Genomic DNA, 17,231 nt, shown 5'->3' with positions numbered 1-17,231 from the left:
TTCTACGATGCCCCACGGAGCGACCAACCACTGGTCGCAATCCAATAGATCGAGCCTCCAGTAGAACCAGGGCGGTTCAGCAGCTGTTCACGGTGCGGATCGGGTTGCGGCTGACCGAAGCCACCCAAACCACCATGGTCCTCGGCCAAGGGGCGCGCGATGCCGGGGCAGAATGCGACCGCATCCCCGACACCACCCCCGGGGTGGGCTACATGATGGTTGACGGCACCGCCCACGCCCAGCGGGTGCGGGCCTTTCACGTCACCGACCACGACATTACCGCCCTGGCCAGCCGGTTCCGCCGAACCGCGAGGCGACCGAACAAGCCCCACCAGCCACACAACACCGATACCGGCCACACCGCGAGTGAGGGCAGCGGTGAATAGCTCCACGACATCGGCGCAGCTTGTCCTACCGGGTGTTCCGGATACAGCTGACACCGCCCGGGTGGTCGAGCAGATGGTGCGGCGCGCCGCCTCGATGGGATACGAATCCTGGTGGCGACGAGCAGAATCCGTCGGATTCTGCGCCCACCCCATCCAGCTGATCGGTGCCGATGAGTACGGGCGTCAGCGGGTGGTATGGACGCGCTGCAACAACCGTCGCGCCCACATCTGCCCCTCCTGCTCGGATCTCTACGCCCGCGACACCTGGCAACTCGTGCACGCCGGTGCCGCTGGCGGTCACCACGGCATGCCCACCACGGTGGCCGATCATCCGCAAGTGTTTGTCACTCTCACCGCACCGAGCTTCGGGGCCGTCCACACCGCCACGAAGTCACGGGAGAAGGCAGCGCAGGTGTGCCGCGACCAGCACCGGGTCGGCGGCTACCGACGCTGCCCGCATGGAAAACAATTGTGGTGCAGCATGTCCCATGATCATGGCGACGAGCGGGTCGGCCAGCCGCTGTGTCCGGAGTGCTACGACTATGCCGGGCATGTGCTGTTCACGTGGCACCTGCCCGAACTGTGGCGACGCTTCACCATCACCCTGCGGCGCGCCCTACGCAAAAGCCTGAAAGCCGCCGGAGTTGACCCGGATACGGTGCGAGTGAGCTTCATCAAGATCGTCGAACTGCAAGCCCGCGCTATCCCACACATCCACGCACTGATCCGCCTGGATCCCCACGACGACCTTGACCGCCCCGGGTGGGAATCACCTATCGGTGCAGTCGAACTCGCTAAGGTCATCCAGTACGCCATCCGCACCGTCACACTCACCGTCAACGACCCGACAGCCGATGGCGGTGGGCAGACGATACGGTTCGGCACACAGATCGACACCCAACCGCTAACCGCATCGGTGGATCCGCCGCCAAATGAGCACAATTCAGGCTCAAGCCGGTCCATGTCTAGCCGGCTGGTGGCGCGCTATCTCGCCAAGTATGTCACCAAATCCTTGGCAGCCCTCGGAATCAGCGCACGCCGCCTATCTACGGAAGCCATACCCGACCTGGACGTGTCCGAGCATGTGCGGACCATCCTGACCACCATCAGCGATCTCGCGGACAAAGGACTGTCCGGCATCGGGCGGTGGTTGCACACCCTCGGATTCCGCGGCCACATCACCAGCAAATCCCGCCGTTATTCGACTACCATGACCGTGCTGCGCGAACAGCGCGCCATTTGGACGCGTCAGGAAAGCTCGAAAAGCACTGCATACCAATACGATCCCGACTGTGACTTCGCCGGTGGCGATGATCTGGTGGCGTGGGAGTTTGACCGTGCCGGCCCCGGCAGCCTCGGCGATCGCAGTCTCGTCTATTCCGCGGCCCTCCAACGTATTCACATCCGCCGCATCGGACTAGTGGAAGCCCGTCGCCACACACGCAGCCAGCATTGGGATCCACCAGGGGCAAGCGATGGCTGAACGATGCCCAACCCCACATGCTCGCTCCGAATGTGACGCTCGAATTAATGCACCGAGCATGTCAGAGGGAGGTGTTCAAATTGACCTGCCGAACCGGAATCGGCTTCCGCGCGAGGCCAACCGCGCGCTGGTAAACGTCATACTGGCTGTGCGGGACCGGACCCGCGGATCACGAAGGGAAGTGGCATGAGCCTCAGGTTCGCTTTCTATGGCCGAGTGAGTACCGAGGACGCTCAAGATCCCGAGGCGAGCCGCAGCTGGCAGAAACGTCGTGCCATCGATCTGATCACTCCGCATGGCGGAGTCCTCGCTGTCGACTACTTCGATATAGGTCAAAGCCGTTCGCTTCCCTGGAAACGCAGACCGGAGGCTTCACGTCTGCTTGCAGATGTCACTTCTCGTGACCGTGGCTTCGATGCCGTGGTGATCGGGGAACCTGCTCGCGCGTTCTACGGACCGCAATTTGCGCTCACTTTCCCGGTGCTCACGCACTACGGGGTTGGCCTATGGGTGCCTGAAGTCGGCGGAGCGGTTGATCCCGGATCCGAGGCACACGACCTCGTGATGACGCTCTTCGGCGGTATGAGCAAGGGAGAACGCGCACGAATCCAGATGCGCGTGCGTACCGCGATGTCGGCACTCGCGCAGGACACAACCAGATACCTCGGCGGTCGCCCACCGTACGGTTATCAACTCGTCGATGCCGGCCCGCACCCAAACCCCGCCAAGGCAAGTCTTGGGCAGCGTCTTCACCGCCTGGAGCCTGACCCCGAGACCGCCCCGACCGCCGAGCGGATCTATCGCATGTATGCCGATGGTGCTGGCTTGCGCTTCATCGCACAGCAGCTCACCGACGATGGAGTGCCATCACCGAGCCAATACGACCCGGCACGGAACCGGCATCGTGACCCACGTGGATGGTCCCATTCGGCGATCCGCGCCATTCTCGACAACCCTGCGTACCGCGGTATCCGTGTCTGGGGCAAGCAGGAGAAGTATGAGGTCCTTTTGAACCCCGATGATGTCGCCGCGGGATATGAGACTCGCATGCGGTGGCGCGATCGGGCCGACTGGATCGCACCCGATCGACGCACGCACGAAGAGCTGATCCCTGATGAGCTGGCGCAGGCTGTTCGTCTCCGGATGCAGGCGCGGCGTGGTCCCGGTCGCGTGTGCAGCAGAGAATCGACAGTGCCGTATGCGCTGCGTGGGCTGCTGTTCTGCGCCGCATGTGGACGGCGAATGCAGGGCGCCGCCCGGCCGGGGAAGCAAACAACGCGGATCCTCTACCGTTGTGAGTTCGGCAAGTCACGTTCTGTACCTGTGGACCTGAGTGATCATCCGCGCACCGTCTATCTCCGCGAAGACGCAGTGACAGCGCGACTCGACGAATGGATCGCCACTCTGGCCGATCCAGAAGACCTCGCACGCGGGCAAGACGTGGACCCGGCGGCCGGACCTGGCTACGCCGCCTTGCAGCGCCAGCGGAGCGAGGCGAATGCCAAAGTGGCTGCCTTGATCACCGCCGTGGAGTCTGGCGTGGCCGTTGAGGATCTAACTGCTGCGTTGCGTCAACGTACCGCCGAGCGCGACGAGCTGAGGGCACGCGTTGAGCGAGTGGAGCGGCCCCGCGCCATGTGTGCCGCCGAGATCAGTGAGTTAGTTAAGGAGTTAGGCGGACTGTCGGTCATCCTCGGCGCGGCAACCGGAGCTGAGCGCGCCGAGGTGTACGCAAGCTTGGGCCTGCGTCTCGACTACGACCCGCATCTTCGGCGAGTCACGGCGACTGCCGACCTGAGTCGTGTCGCCGGATGTGTCCGAGGGGGGACTTGAACCCCCACGCCCGTTAATAGGGCACTAGCACCTCAAGCTAGCGCGTCTGCCATTCCGCCACTCGGACCTGCTGTGCGGCAGCTAAGGCTATCGGATCAGCACCCCCGGGCCAAACCAAGGCCCGGGGGTCGCGGGCATCAGTGGTAGGAAAGGGACTGTGACGCCCGCACCGACACCGAGCGACGAGGTCGTCGATCTCGTCAGCACCCTGATCCGCTTCGACACCTCCAACACCGGCGACCCCGCGACGACGATGGGCGAGGCCGAATGCGCGCGCTGGGTGGCGGACCAGTTGGCCGAGGTCGGCTACGAGTGCGAGTACGTCGAGGCCGGCGCGCCCGGGCGGGCCAACGTCTTCGCGCGGCTGCCGGGGGCGGACCCGTCGCGCGGAGCGCTGATGCTGCACGGCCACCTGGACGTGGTGCCCGCCGAGGCCGCCGACTGGAGCGTGCACCCCTTCTCCGGCGCTGTCGAGGACGGCTATGTATGGGGGCGCGGCGCGGTCGACATGAAGGACATGGTCGGGATGATCATCGCGGTGGCCCGGCACTTCAAGCGGTCGGGCATCGTGCCGCCGCGCGACCTGGTGTTCGCGTTCGTCTCCGACGAGGAAGCCGGGGGCAACTACGGCTGCCGGTGGCTGGTCGAGCACCGGCCCGACCTGTTCGCCGGCGTCACCGAAGCCGTGGGGGAGGTCGGCGGGTTCTCGCTGACCGTGCCACGCCGTGACGGTGGCGAGCGTCGGCTCTACCTGATCGAGACCGCCGAGAAGGCGATGATGTGGATGCGGCTGAGCGCCCGCGGGCGCGCCGGGCACGGATCGATGGTGCACGACGACAACGCCGTGACCGCGGTCGCCGAGGCGGTCGCCAAGCTCGGGCGGCACCGCTTCCCGGTCGTGTTGACCGAATCGGTGGAACAGTTCCTGGCCGCGGTGTCCGAGGAAACCGGTTACGCGTTCGACCCGACCTCGCCCGACCTCGACGGCACGGTGGCCAAACTCGGCGGCATCGCGCGGATCGTCGGCGCCACCCTGCGCGACACCGCCAATCCCACGATGCTCAAGGCCGGCTACAAGGCCAACGTGATCCCGGGCACCGCGGAGGCCATCGTCGACTGCCGGGTGCTGCCGGGGCGGTTGGCGGCCTTCGAACGCGAGGTCGACGAGATCATCGGGCCCGACGTGGTGCGCGAATGGGTCACCGACCTGCCGTCCTATGAGACGCCGTTCGACGGGGAGCTGCTGGACGCGATGAACAACGCGATCCTGGCCGCCGACCCCGAGGCCCGCACCGTGCCTTACATGCTTTCCGGTGGCACCGATGCGAAACACTTCGCCCGCTTGGGAATTCGCTGCTTCGGCTTCGCGCCGCTGCGGCTGCCGCCCGACCTCGACTTCGCTGCGCTGTTCCACGGTGTCGACGAGCGGGTGCCCGTCGACGCGTTGACGTTCGGGGCTCAGGTGCTCGAACACTTCCTGTTGCACTGCTGATCGAAACCGACAGAAAGGTATGACCCGCTGTGGCATTTCCGTACAACCCGTATGACTTCCTGCCCGACCTGCCGACGTTCACGGTGACCTCGCAGTCCTTCACCGACGGCGGCCCCCTGGCCAACGACCAGGTCAGCGGCATCATGGGCGCCGGTGGTAAGGACATCTCCCCGCAGCTGAGCTGGTCGGGCTTCCCCGAGACGACGCGCAGCTTCGCGGTGACCGTCTACGACCCCGACGCGCCCACCGCGTCCGGCTTCTGGCACTGGGCGGTGTTCAACCTGCCGGCCACGGTCACCGAGCTGCCCGCCGGTGTCGGCGACGGCAGCGCCAGCGGATTCCCCGGCGACGCCGTCACCCTGGCCAACGATGCCGGCCTGAAGCGCTACCTCGGCGCCGCGCCGCCGCCCGGACACGGTCCGCACCGCTACATCGTCGCCGTGCACGCGGTCGGCGTCGAGAAGCTCGACGTGCCCGCCGACGCCACCCCGGCCTACCTGGGCTTCAACCTGTTCAACCAGGCGATCGCGCGGGCGCTGATCCACGCCACCTACGAACAGAACTGACCGCTAGCGTGCAGCCGAGCCGATCGCGTCGGTGAGGCTGCCGTAGCCGTTCTTGTGCAGGCGGCGGGCGATTCCGTCGTGGATCTTGCCGGCCCACAGCCCGCCGCCGTACACGAAACCGGTGTAGCCCTGCAGCAGCGTCGCACCGGCGGTGAGGCGTTCCCACGCGTCGTCGGCGGTCTCGATCCCGCCGACACTGATCAGCACCAGGCGGTCGCCGACGCGGCGGTACAGCGCGCGCAGAACCTCCAGCGAGCGCGCCGCGACCGGGGGTCCCGACACCCCGCCGGCGCCGAGCACGTCCACGCCGGGGGTGGCCAGACCGGCCCGAGAGATCGTCGTGTTGGTCGCGACGATGCCGGCCAACCCGAGTTCGACGGCCAGGTCCGCGACGGCGTCGATGTCGGCGTCGGCCAGATCCGGTGCGATCTTGACCAGCACCGGGGTCGACGTCTGCGCCAGCACGGCCTGCAGGATCGGTCGCAGGGCCTCCACGGACTGCAGGTCCCGAAGTCCGGGGGTGTTCGGTGAGCTGACGTTGACCACCAGGTAGGCGGCCAACGGCCCGAGCAGCCGGGCGCTCTCGGCGTAGTCGTCGGCCGCCTGCTCGGCCGGAGTGACCTTGCTCTTACCGATGTTGACGCCGATCGGCACCTCGGCGGCCCGACGGGACAGCTGCGCGGCCAGCGCGGCGGCGCCGTGGTTGTTGAAGCCCATCCGGTTGAGCAGGGCGCGGTCCTCGGGCAGCCGGAACAGCCGCGGCGGCGGGTTGCCCGGTTGCGGACGCGCGGTGACCGTGCCGAGTTCGGCGTAGCCGAACCCCAACGCACCCCAGGTGCGCACCCCCAGACCGTCCTTGTCGAACCCGGCGGCCAACCCGAGCGGACCGGGGAAGCGAACCCCGAACACGGTGCTCGCCAGCGCAGGGTCTTGCGGAGAAAGCTTGCGGCGCAACAGGTTCCGGGACGCCGGAGTAGAGGTCGCGGCGCGCAGGCCGGCGAACACCGCGGTGTGGATGCGCTCGGGTTCGACGAGGAACAACCCCCGCCGCAACGTCTGGTACATCACAGACCCGGCTGGTCGGGAACCGGTAACGCGTCGGCACGCTTCCTGCGCCGCAACAGGACCCGGCGGCTGCCGTCGGTGTACAACCGCACACGGGTCAGCTCCCACCCGCGGTACTCGGCCTCGATCGACAGCCGCACCGAGGCGCTGACCCGGGTCACCTCGGGCGGCAACCGCAGCGGAATCCACTCGTAGTCGGTGGAGTCCTCGGCCACCGCCTGCTTCCAGGCCGCCGGCATCGATCCGCGTGCCGAACTCATTGCGCCCCTCCCGCCGAACCGATCACCTGTACACCCGCGCCCGACCCCGACACCACGTACAGGGTGTCCGACGTGTCGTCGAAGGCCAGCGAGTCGGGTTGCCGGACGGTCGGATACCGAACCTTCTCGACGGGGATCCCGGTGGACAGATCGTAGCCAACAACGGTGTTGGTGGCGCTCTGTGACACCCAGGCCCACCCGTTGTCCGACGTCGCCAGGCCGTACGGGGCGTCCGGGACCGGGTAGCGCTGACGCAGGATCAGCGGGTCCACACCGTAGACGAGCAGTTCACCACCGCGCGTGTCGGCGACCAGCACCCAGCCGGCGTCATCGGCGACCATCCTCGTAGCGCCGTCACCGGCGCGCAGCGCCTGTTGCTTACCGGTGCCCTCGGCGTCGAGCGACGTGACCGACGTCTGGGCGCGGTCGAGCACCACCGCGGTGTCGCCCCGGGTCACGATCTCGTCCACCCGCGCGAAGATCTTCGCCTCGGCGCCCACCGAGGTGTCATCGGCCAGCGTCAGCACCGAACCGTCGGCACTACCCAGCACCAGCCGCCCGTCGTCGCGCCGCGCGATCGCGGTGAACTCCGTGCCTTCGTGGTCGCGCACGTCGAAGCGGGTCACCGCGCGGTCGGCGGTGCCGATGCGGTAGTAGCCACCGGTGGTCGCGACGAACACGGTCCCGTCGCCGCCGGCCAGCGCCGTCGCCGCGCCCTCCAGCGCGATCTCCGTGGTGCCGCCGTCGGCCGCGACCAACGTGACCGCGGAGGTGCCGTCAGCGGCGGAGGTCAGCACCACCAGCGAATTGGTCGACTCGTCGAACAGCGCGTCGCCGGCCGGGTCGGTCAGCGGCACCACCTTTCCCGGGAGCGCGTCGGCGGCCGGCGGGGACTGCGCGGCGTGGGCGGGGGTGATCGTCGGGGGCGGCGCGTCGGCCGGGTTCGACGAGCACCCGGCCAACAATGCCGCGGCGGCGACGGCCACGCCGAGGCGCACGGGCGCACGCTGCGGGTTTGGACGGCGGGGCAATGGGTAGCTCTCGGTCGACAACGGGGGGCAAGCTGATCGGAGAGCCAGTCTATGCAGATTCTGCCGCGACGCTCTGACCGTGCTGCGCGGCCGTACAGCAACGGCGAAGGTAGGGTTCTGCCCATGACCCTTGTCAGGGACCACGAAACCCCTGGTCATGAGTTCACTGTCGAGGACATCACCACGGGCATGCACGCCAGTGGCTTCGGCCAGGTCGGTGACGGCCGCACGTTCTCGTTCCGCATCGAACGCCAGGAACTCGTCGTCGAGGTGTACCGGCCCCGGTTGCGCAGCCTCGTCCCGGACAGCGACGACGTCGTCGCCGTCGCCACCCGCAAACTCACCGACATCGATTTCACCGACGAACGCAGCCTCGTCGCCACCGTGCGCGACGCCGTCACCGAGGCGCAGCCGGTGCCCAGAACGCCGCACTGACGCGACCACGGTACGGTCGTCGACGTGACCGACGTACCTGCGATGTCGTGGCTGCAGGTGGTCGTTCTCTCCGTCCTGCAGGGCCTCACCGAATTCCTGCCCGTGTCGTCGTCCGGGCACCTGGCGATCGCGTCGCGGGTCTTCTTCGACGACGACGCCGGCGCCTCCTTCACCGCCGTCAGCCAGCTCGGGACCGAAGCCGCGGTGCTGGTCTACTTCGCGCGCGACATCAAACGCATCGTGATCGCCTGGTTCGCAGGGCTCTCGGACAGGGCCCGCCGCAACCCGGACTACTGGCTGGGCTGGTGGGTGATCATCGGCACCATCCCGATCAGCGTGATCGGTCTGCTGCTCAAAGACGAGATCCGCACCGGAGCCCGCAACCTGTGGTTCATCGCGATCGCGTTGATCGTCTTCTCGGTGGTGATCGCCGCTGCCGAGCACTTCGGCCGGCAGGGCCGCCGGATCGAACACCTGACGTGGAAAGACGCGGTGCTCGTCGGATCGGCGCAGTGCCTGGCGCTGCTGCCCGGGGTGTCGCGCTCCGGGGCCACGATCAGCGCCGGCCTGTTCCTGGGCATGAACCGGGAGGTCGCCGCCCGCTTCGGATTCCTGCTGGCCATCCCGGCGGTGTTCGCCTCCGGGCTGTTCTCCCTGCCCGACGCGTTCGCCCCGACCGGGGAGGGCATGAGCGCCACCGGCCCGCAACTGTTGGTGTCGACACTGATCGCGTTCGTCGTCGGATTCGCGGCGGTGGCGTGGTTCCTGCGGTTCCTGGTCCGCCACAGCATGTACTGGTTCGTCGGCTACCGGATCGTGCTGGGCGTGGTCGTGTTGATCTTGTTGTCGACGGGAGTGGTGGCAGCGACATGACCGACGAGCGCTTGCGCGAGGAGCCGGCATGACCGTTCTGTTGGTGCGGCACGGCCGCTCGACGTCGAACACCGCGCACACCCTGGCCGGCCGGTCAGAAGGGGTGGACCTCGACGACCGCGGCCGCGAACAGGCGCAGGCACTCGTGGAGCGCATCGGCGGGTTGCCGATCCGGGCGATCGTGCGTTCGCCGCTGCTGCGCTGTGAACGCACCATGGACCCGCTGGCCGCCGCGCTGGGGCTCGAACCGGTCGTCGACGAGCGGATCAGCGAGGTCGACTACGGCGCGTGGACCGGACGCAAGATCGGCGAGTTGGTCAAGGAACCGTTGTGGACGGTGGTGCAGCAGCAGCCCAGCGCCGCGGTGTTCCCCGACGGTGAAGGGCTGGCCGCCGTGCAGGCCCGCGCCGTGGCCGCGGTACGTGAACACGACCGCAGGCTGGCCGACGAGCACGGCGGCGACGCGTTGTGGATCGCATGCACCCACGGTGACGTCATCAAGGCGGTCCTGGCCGACGCGCTCGGCGCCCATCTCGACAGTTTCCAGCGCATCAACGCCGACCCGGCCTCGGTCAGTGCCATCCGCTACACCGCGATGCGGCCGTTCGTCATTCACGTCAACCACACGGGCGGGACGCTGAACTCCGCGCTGGTGGCACCCCCATCGCCCGCCTCCGATGTGCCCGCCGGCGACGCTGTCGTCGGGGGTTCGACGGACTGACCCGGTATTTTGGAATTGCCATGGCCCGCGCAATCCACGTCTTCCGCACACCCGACCGTTTCGTGGCCGGCACCGTCGGTGAGCCGGGAAACCGGACCTTCTACCTCCAGGCTGTCCACGACCGCCGCGTGGTGTCGGTCGTGCTGGAAAAACAGCAGGTGGCGGTGCTCGCCGAGCGGATCGCGGCACTGCTGCTGGAGATCAACCGCCGCTTCGGCACCCCGATCCCGCCCGACACCGGCGAGGTCGAGGACCTCAGCCCGCTGATCACCCCCGTCGACGCGGAATTCCGGGTCGGCACCATGGGCCTGGGCTGGGACTCCGAGGCGCAGACCGTCGTGGTCGAGCTGCTCGCCGTCTCCGACACCGAGTTCGACGCGTCGGTGGTCCTCGACGACGCCGAGGACGGCCCCGACGCGGTGCGGGTCTTCCTGACCCCCGAGTCGGCACGTGAGTTCGCGACCCGATCCAACCGGGTGATCTCGGCCGGCCGCCCGCCGTGCCCGCTGTGCGACGAACCGCTCGACTCCGACGGCCACATCTGTGTCCGCACCAACGGTTACCGAAGGGGCGAACTGGGTGCCGCCGGCGATGACGACGTTGTCTGAGTCGACAAGCGACGACGGTGAGGTGTTGCGCCGCGGGAAGCTGACTGTCATCGGCCGCATCCGTTCGGCGAGCAACGCGACGTTCCTGTGTGAATCGGTGCTCGACGAGCGCAGCGTGCACTGCGTCTACAAGCCCGTCGCCGGTGAGGCGCCGCTGTGGGACTTCCCGGACGGCACCCTCGCCGGCAGGGAACGCGGCGCGTACCTGGTGTCCGCGGCGCTGGGCTGGAATGTGGTGCCCTACACCATCATCCGTGACGGCCCCGCCGGCCCGGGCATGCTGCAACGCTGGGTGGACCAGCCCAGCGACGAGCCACCTGTCGACGAACCCGCCGACGACGACACGCCGAAAGGGCCCGACCTGGTCGACCTGGTGCCGGCCGGCGCGGTCCCCGCCGGCTTCCTGCCGGTGCTGCAGGCCTACGACTACTCCGGCGACGAGGTCACCCTGGTGCACGCCGACGACGACCGGCTACGGCGGCTGGCGGTTTTCGACGTGGTGATCAACAACGCCGACCGCAAGGGCGGACATGTGCTGTGCGGCGTCGACGGCAACGTCTACGGCGTCGACCACGGCGTCACGTTGCACGTCGAGGACAAGCTGCGCACCGTGCTGTGGGGATGGGCGGGCAAGCCGATCGACGACGGCACCCTCGACGACCTCGCCGCCCTCGAACGGGACCTGGCCGGCGGGCTCGGCGCCGAGCTGCGCGACCACATCACCGCCGCCGAGATCGCCGCGCTGCGCGCCAGAATCGTTGACCTGCTGCGCAACCCGGTGATGCCCACACCGGACCGCGGACGGCCCATACCGTGGCCCGCATTCTGACGTGATCTACTTTGGCGGTGACCCTCACCGATGCCGCGCTGGCCGCCGAGGTGGCCGCCGAAGCGGGTGAGCTGCTACTTCAGATGCGCGAACAGGTCGGCTACTGGGATCCCTACGACCTCGGCGACGCCGGTGACCGGCGCGCCAACACCCTGATCCTGGACCGGCTGCGCCGCGAGCGGCCCGACGACGCGGTGCTCTCCGAAGAAGCCACCGACGACCTTGCGCGCGTCGACGCCGACCGGGTCTGGATCGTCGACCCGGTCGACGGCACCCACGAATACTCGATGCCCGGCCGCGCCGACTGGGCGGTGCACATCGCGTTGTGGCAGCGCGGCCCCAACGGCGGCGCCATCACCGACGCGGCGGTGGCGCTGCCCGCCCGCGGCGAGGTGTACCGCACCGACACGGTGGTCGCGCCACCACCACGAGCCGACGGGCCGATCCGCATCACCGCCAGTTCCAACCGGCCACCGGCGGTGCTGTGGTATCTGCGCGACCAACTCGACATCCAGCTGGTGCGCATCGGCTCTGCCGGAGCCAAGGCGATGGCGGTGGTACGCGGCGACGTCGACGCCTACATCCACGCCGGCGGCCAGTGGGAGTGGGACTCGGCCGCCCCCGCGGGGGTGGTGTGGGCCGCCGGCCTGCACGCGTCGCGCATCGACGGTTCACCACTGGTCTACAACCGCCGCGACCCCTACCTGCCGGACCTGTTGATGTGTCGCACCGAGCTGGCGCCGGTGCTGCTCGAGGCCATCTGGTCGGCCTACCGCAACCGCTAGAGCCGGAACGAACGGGAATGAAACAGCCGTCCGCGTTGTCCCAGACGACGATGTCTAGAGTCGGAGTCATGCAGTCGTGGTCGGCGCCCAGTGTTCCGGAATTGCCGGGGCGAGGCCCGCAGTTACGGCTCTACGACAGCGCCGACCGGCAGGTGCGGCCCGTCACCCCGGGTGCCACCGCCACCATGTACGTGTGCGGAATCACCCCGTATGACGCGACCCACCTGGGCCACGCCGCCACGTATCTGACCTTCGACCTGGTGCACCGGCTGTGGCTGGACGCCGGCCATGACGTGCACTACGTGCAGAACGTCACCGACGTCGACGATCCGCTGTTCGAACGCGCGCAGCGCGACGGCATCGACTGGCGCGACCTCGCCGACCGGGAAACCGACCTGTTCCGCGCGGACATGGCCGCCATGCGCATCGTGCCGCCCCGCGACTACGTCGCGGCCACCGACGCCATCGCTGAGGTGATCGAGCTGGTCGAGAAACTGCTCGCCTCCGGCGCCGCCTACGTCGTCGACGACGCGCAGTACCCCGACGTGTACTTCCGTGCCGACGCCACGCTGCAGTTCGGCTACGAGTCCGGCTACGACCGCGACACCATGCTGGAACTGTTCGCCGAACGCGGCGGCGACCCCGACCGAGCGGGTAAGACCGACCCGCTCGACGCGTTGTTGTGGAGCGCTGTCCGCCCGGGCGAACCCAGTTGGCCGTCCCCGTTCGGCCCCGGCCGGCCGGGTTGGCACGTCGAGTGCGCCGCGATCGCGCTCAGTCGCATCGGCACCGGACTCGACATCCAGGGCGGCGGCAGCGACCTGATCTTCCCGCACCACGAGTTCTCGGCCGCGCACGCCGAATGCGTCACCGGTGAGCGCCGTTTCGCCCGCCACTACGTCCACGCCGGGATGATCGGGTGGGACGGCCACAAGATGAGCAAGAGCCGCGGAAACCTGGTGTTGGTCTCGGCGCTGCGCCGCGACGGGGTGGACCCGTCGGCCATCCGGCTCGGGCTGTTGGCCGGCCACTACCGGCAGGACCGGTATTGGAGTCCCGAGGTGCTCGAGGAGGCGAACCAGCGCCTGCACCGGTGGCGCAGCGCCACCGCGCTGGACGGTGCTCCCGACGCCGCCGACGTCGTCGCGCGGGTCCGCCGCTACCTCGCCGACGACCTCGATACCCCGAAAGCCCTTGCGGCCCTCGATGGGTGGGCTACCGATGCGCTGTCCTACGGTGGCCACGACCGCCAGGCCGGGACGACGGTGGCCACTGCCGTCGACGCGCTGATGGGGGTTGCGCTGTAAACCTTCCGCTCAGCGATAGGTTTCGGCCATGGTCTCGAAAGTCCACCGCTGGGTGGCTGTGGTGTCGGCGCTTGTGCTGCTGGTCGGTTGTTCCTCCGGCGGCGACGACGCGGTGACGACCACCACGCCGTCGCCCCCACCCCGCGCCGAAATCACCCCCGACCAGGCCCGCGAGATCGCCAAAGACGCCTACATCTACGGCTTCCCGCTCGTGGACAACTACCGGGTGCAGTACTCCTACTTCGTCGACAAGCAGGATCCGGAGTACAAGGGCGGCTGGAACGAGATCCACAACACCGCCCGGGTGTACACGCCCGACGACACCACCATCCAGACGCCGAACTCCGACACCCCGTACTCGGCGGTCGGCGCCGACCTGCGCGCCGAGCCGCTGGTGCTGACCGTTCCACCGATCCAGCAGGACCGGTACTACTCGCTGCAGTTCGTCGACGGCTACACCTACAACTTCGCCTACGTGGGCAGCCGGACCACCGGCAACGGTGGCGGCCGGTACTTGCTCGCCGGACCCAATTGGGATGGCGCCAAACCCGACGGTGTCGACGAGGTGATCCGCTCGGACACCGACCTCGCCTTCGTGCTCTACCGCACCCAGCTCTTCGGCCCCTCCGACATCGAGGAGGTCAAGAAGATCCAGGCCGGCTACCAGGTCGCGCCGCTGTCGGTGTTCCTCAACCAGCCGTCGCCACCCCCGGCACCGGCGATCGACTTCGTGCCGCCGCTGCCGCCGGACCAGCAGCGCACCTCGCCGCAGTTCTTCGAGATCCTCAACTTCGTGCTGCGGTTCATGCCGACGCTGCCCGAGGAGAACGCGCTGCGCGAGCGCTTCGCGACACTGGGGATCGGCCCGGACGGTGACTTCGACGCCGACTCATTGACCCCCGAGATACGCACCGCGGTGGAGGCGGGCATGGCCGACGCCTGGACGGAGTTCGACGCGCTGAAGAAGAAGATCGACACCAACGAGGTGACCTCGGCGCAGCTGTTCGGCACCCGCGCCGACCTCGGCGACAACTACCTGCACCGGATGGCCGGCGCCGCGCTGGGCATCTACGGCAACACCGCGGCCGAGGCGCTGTATCCCGCGTTCGCCACCGACGCCGACGGCGAGCCACTGACCGGGGCGAACAACTACACGTTTCGCTTCCCGTCCGGTCAGCTGCCCCCGGTCAACGCGTTCTGGTCGCTGACTGTCTACGAGCTGCCCGCCGCACGCCTGGTTGCGAATCCGATCAACCGCTACCTGATCAATTCGGCCATGCTGCCCAGCCTGGTGCCCGACCCCGACGGCGGCTACACGTTCGCGCTGTCGCACCGCGAACCCGAGGGCGGGCCGGCAAGCGTGAGTTCCGCCAACTGGTTGCCCACCCCGGCAGGACCCTTCAGCGTCGTGCTGCGCCTGTACTGGCCCAAACCCGATGCGCTCAACGGCACCTGGCAGCCGCCGCGTCTCGAGAAGGCCTGAGGTGACGCCCGACGGCCCCGGAGCTGATCCGCACCTCCTGAACGGTCCGACTGCCACAATGGCGGTGTGACCCAGGCGGATCTGCGCGCCGATCTCGTCCTCTCCGGCGGGGGCGTCAAGGGCCTCGCCCTGGTGGGTGCCGCGGCGGCGCTGGTCGACGCCGGATACGTACCGCACCGGATCTCGGGCACCTCGGCCGGGGCGCTGGTCGGGGCCGTGCTGGCGGCCGCGGCCCAGAGCGGGCAGCTGTCCACCCCGCAACTGACCGCGCTGGCCCTGGAGCTGAACTACCGGGAACTGCTCGACCCGGGGCCGGTGGAGCGGCTGCCGCTGCTCGGGCCGGCCTGGGGCGTCGTCAGCGGCGGTGGCATCTACCGCGGAGAATCTCTGCGGCGGTGGGTGGCCCGCCAACTGGCCGCGTTCGGGGTCACCACGTTCGCCGACCTGGCCCTCGACGACCCCGACCTGCCGCCGGAACAGCGCTACCGCCTCGTGGTCACCGTCGCCGACGTCACGCTGGGCCAGTTGGTGCGGCTGCCGTGGGACTACGAGCGGCTCTACGGGCTCGACCCCGACATGCAGTCGGTCGCCGACGCGGTCCGCGCGTCCACCGCGATCCCGTTCTTCTACCGCCCGGAGGAGTTGACCAGCGCCGACGGCCGGACATCGCGTCTGGTCGACGGGGGACTGCTGTCGAACTTCCCGATCGACTCCCTGGACCGCTGCGACGGGGAACCCCCGCGGTGGCCGACGTTCGGTGTCACCCTGCTCCCGGACATGCCCGCCGGGAACGCGGCTGTGATCCCGGCGCTGCGCCCCCTGCACCTGATCTCGTCGCCGACGCTGCTCGAACAGGTGGTGACCACGATCCTGGTCGGCCGCGACCAGGCGTACCTGAACCAGCCGTGGGTAAGTGCCCGCGCGATCCGCATCGACACGAGCTCCGTCGGCGTCCTGGACTTCGACCTGTCCGACGCCGACAAACGCACCCTCTTCGAGAGGGGACAGGGCGCCGCCGAGGATTTCCTGGCCGGCTGGGACTGGGACGAGTACCTGCGCCGGTTCCGCTAGCACTCGCGGAACTTGCGTAACCGCACGGCGAAACAGAGCCCGAAATTCGCCACCCGGTTACGCAAGTCGCGCACAGAGTCGTCGATACCGCCCGCTCCGGCCCAATTGCGGGCTACCGCCCGCGGCGACGCAGGTAGCGCTCGAACTCCGCCGCCAACGCATCCCCGTCGATCTTGCCCAGCGCCTCGTTGACGTCGATCTCGGCATCGCCGCGCTCCTCGAGCGACTGCACGTACTCGGCGATCTCGTCGTCCTCGGCGGTCATCTCGCTGATCGCCTGCTCCCACTCCTCGGCCTGGGCGGGCAGATCCGCCAGCGGAACCTCGACGTCGAGCACGTCCTCGACGCGCCGCAACAACGCGACCGTGGCCTTCGGGTTGGGCGGTTGCGACACGTAGTGCGGCACCGCGGCCCAGAACGTCACCGCGGGGATCCCGGCCTGCACGCAGGCGTCCTGGAACACCCCGGCGATACCGGTCGGCCCCTCGTAGCGGGTCTCCTCCAGGCCGAACGTCTTGGCCGAGTCCGCGGAGTACGCCGACCCGGACACCGGAACCGGCCGGGTGTGGGGGGTGTCGGCCAGCAGCGCGCCCAGGATCACCACCGTGTGCACGTTGAGCTTGTCGGCGATGGCCAGCAACTCCGCGCAGAACGTTCGCCACCGCATGTTCGGTTCCACCCCGTGCATCAACACGATGTCGCGGTCGGACCCCGGCGGGCGGCAGTGGGCGACGCGCATCGACGGCCACACCAGCTCGCGGGTGACCCCGTCGACCTGGCGGATGACGGGCCGATTGACCTGGTAGTCGTAGTAGGACTCGTCGTCGATCTCGACGATCGTCTCGGCGTGCCAGATGGAATCGAGATGCTCGAGCGCGTCGCTGGCGGCGTCACCGGCGTCGTTCCAGCCCTCGAACGCCGCCACGACGATGGTGTCGTGCAGGTCGGGCAGATCGGATCGCTTCGGACCACGGAAATCCGAGGGGGTCACAAGCCCAGCGTA

At 68.5% G+C, this 17,231-nt stretch carries 17 protein-coding genes, 1 tRNA gene and 1 pseudogene; 14 read left to right on the top strand and 5 right to left on the bottom strand.

Features of this window, described 5'->3' with window-relative positions; all coding sequences use genetic code 11:
* From ACAG25_RS20050 to ACAG25_RS20040, 3 genes and pseudogenes are all read left to right on the top strand, one after another.
* A pseudogene (locus ACAG25_RS20050) lies at nt 1-386 on the top strand (hypothetical protein); the annotation flags it as partial.
* Nucleotides 379-1,869, top strand: a complete 1,491-nt coding sequence (locus ACAG25_RS20045; protein ID WP_005086571.1) for a replication initiator — start codon at nt 379-381, stop codon at nt 1,867-1,869. The pseudogene ACAG25_RS20050 and the gene ACAG25_RS20045, both read left to right, overlap by 8 nt.
* 186 nt (nt 1,870-2,055) lie before the next feature.
* Nucleotides 2,056-3,702: a recombinase family protein gene (locus ACAG25_RS20040; RefSeq protein WP_370490225.1), complete on the top strand. Its 1,647-nt coding sequence runs from the start codon at nt 2,056-2,058 to the stop codon at nt 3,700-3,702.
* Here ACAG25_RS20040 and ACAG25_RS20035 read toward each other — a convergent pair.
* Nucleotides 3,684-3,769: transfer RNA gene (locus ACAG25_RS20035), tRNA-Leu, on the bottom strand. The genes ACAG25_RS20040 and ACAG25_RS20035 overlap by 19 nt on opposite strands.
* 90 nt (nt 3,770-3,859) lie before the next feature.
* Between ACAG25_RS20035 and ACAG25_RS20030 the strand changes: the two genes are divergently transcribed.
* Both ACAG25_RS20030 and ACAG25_RS20025 read left to right on the top strand, forming a co-directional pair.
* Nucleotides 3,860-5,194, top strand: coding sequence for a M20/M25/M40 family metallo-hydrolase (locus ACAG25_RS20030; protein WP_370490224.1), 1,335 nt, complete (start codon nt 3,860-3,862; stop codon nt 5,192-5,194).
* A 29-nt stretch (nt 5,195-5,223) separates the two neighbouring features.
* Nucleotides 5,224-5,760 (top strand): YbhB/YbcL family Raf kinase inhibitor-like protein, encoded by a 537-nt coding sequence (locus ACAG25_RS20025; protein ID WP_370490223.1) that lies wholly within the window; start codon nt 5,224-5,226, stop codon nt 5,758-5,760.
* A 3-nt stretch (nt 5,761-5,763) separates the two neighbouring features.
* Here the strand turns inward: ACAG25_RS20025 and ACAG25_RS20020 are convergent, their stop codons facing one another.
* The 3 genes from ACAG25_RS20020 to ACAG25_RS20010 are packed head-to-tail and all read right to left on the bottom strand — an operon-like array spanning nt 5,764 to nt 8,116.
* A complete protein-coding gene (locus ACAG25_RS20020) occupies nt 5,764-6,825 on the bottom strand; it encodes a quinone-dependent dihydroorotate dehydrogenase (RefSeq protein ID WP_370490222.1) in 1,062 nt (353 codons plus the stop codon).
* On the bottom strand, nt 6,825-7,085 hold the full coding sequence (locus tag ACAG25_RS20015; RefSeq protein ID WP_370490221.1) for a DUF5703 family protein: 261 nt from the start codon (nt 7,083-7,085) through the stop codon (nt 6,825-6,827). Before ACAG25_RS20015 ends, ACAG25_RS20020 begins: the two co-directional genes overlap by 1 nt.
* On the bottom strand, nt 7,082-8,116 hold the full coding sequence (locus ACAG25_RS20010) for a hypothetical protein (RefSeq protein ID WP_370490220.1): 1,035 nt from the start codon (nt 8,114-8,116) through the stop codon (nt 7,082-7,084). Before ACAG25_RS20010 ends, ACAG25_RS20015 begins: the two co-directional genes overlap by 4 nt.
* 123 nt (nt 8,117-8,239) lie before the next feature.
* Between ACAG25_RS20010 and ACAG25_RS20005 the strand changes: the two genes are divergently transcribed.
* The 9 genes from ACAG25_RS20005 to ACAG25_RS19965 all read left to right on the top strand — a co-directional run bounded on the left by ACAG25_RS20005 (nt 8,240) and on the right by ACAG25_RS19965 (nt 16,228).
* Nucleotides 8,240-8,551, top strand: coding sequence for a hypothetical protein (locus tag ACAG25_RS20005; protein WP_370490219.1), 312 nt, complete (start codon nt 8,240-8,242; stop codon nt 8,549-8,551).
* A gap of 42 nt (nt 8,552-8,593) precedes the next feature.
* Nucleotides 8,594-9,424 carry an undecaprenyl-diphosphate phosphatase gene (locus ACAG25_RS20000; protein WP_370490232.1) on the top strand — a complete coding sequence of 277 codons (831 nt, stop codon included), beginning with the start codon at nt 8,594-8,596 and terminating at the stop codon, nt 9,422-9,424.
* A gap of 28 nt (nt 9,425-9,452) precedes the next feature.
* On the top strand, nt 9,453-10,145 hold the full coding sequence (locus ACAG25_RS19995; protein WP_370490218.1) for a histidine phosphatase family protein: 693 nt from the start codon (nt 9,453-9,455) through the stop codon (nt 10,143-10,145).
* A gap of 20 nt (nt 10,146-10,165) precedes the next feature.
* On the top strand, nt 10,166-10,753 hold the full coding sequence (locus ACAG25_RS19990; RefSeq protein WP_370490217.1) for a DUF3090 domain-containing protein: 588 nt from the start codon (nt 10,166-10,168) through the stop codon (nt 10,751-10,753).
* Nucleotides 10,737-11,582, top strand: a complete 846-nt coding sequence (locus tag ACAG25_RS19985; RefSeq protein WP_370490216.1) for an SCO1664 family protein — start codon at nt 10,737-10,739, stop codon at nt 11,580-11,582. Before ACAG25_RS19990 ends, ACAG25_RS19985 begins: the two co-directional genes overlap by 17 nt.
* Nucleotides 11,583-11,599: 17 nt before the next feature.
* Complete coding sequence (locus ACAG25_RS19980) at nt 11,600-12,367, top strand: 3'(2'),5'-bisphosphate nucleotidase CysQ (protein ID WP_370490215.1); 768 nt, start codon at nt 11,600-11,602, stop codon at nt 12,365-12,367.
* Nucleotides 12,368-12,435: 68 nt separating this feature from the next.
* A complete protein-coding gene (gene mshC / locus ACAG25_RS19975) occupies nt 12,436-13,674 on the top strand; it encodes a cysteine--1-D-myo-inosityl 2-amino-2-deoxy-alpha-D-glucopyranoside ligase (RefSeq protein ID WP_370490214.1) in 1,239 nt (412 codons plus the stop codon).
* Nucleotides 13,675-13,702: 28 nt separating this feature from the next.
* The gene (locus ACAG25_RS19970) at nt 13,703-15,157 is read left to right on the top strand and encodes a DUF1254 domain-containing protein (protein WP_370490213.1); all 1,455 of its coding nucleotides are present in this window, start codon (nt 13,703-13,705) and stop codon (nt 15,155-15,157) included.
* Between the two features lie 66 nt (nt 15,158-15,223).
* Nucleotides 15,224-16,228: a patatin-like phospholipase family protein gene (locus ACAG25_RS19965; RefSeq protein WP_370490212.1), complete on the top strand. Its 1,005-nt coding sequence runs from the start codon at nt 15,224-15,226 to the stop codon at nt 16,226-16,228.
* 112 nt (nt 16,229-16,340) lie between these two features.
* Here ACAG25_RS19965 and ACAG25_RS19960 read toward each other — a convergent pair whose 3' ends face one another.
* Nucleotides 16,341-17,219 carry a PAC2 family protein gene (locus tag ACAG25_RS19960; RefSeq protein ID WP_370490211.1) on the bottom strand — a complete coding sequence of 293 codons (879 nt, stop codon included), beginning with the start codon at nt 17,217-17,219 and terminating at the stop codon, nt 16,341-16,343.
* Between the last annotated feature and the right edge of the window lie 12 nt (nt 17,220-17,231).

It is taken from the genome of Mycobacterium sp. pV006 (genome assembly GCF_041287115.1).
Lineage (GTDB): Bacteria > Actinomycetota > Actinomycetes > Mycobacteriales > Mycobacteriaceae > Mycobacterium.
This window is presented reverse-complemented; position numbering and strand designations above follow the sequence as displayed.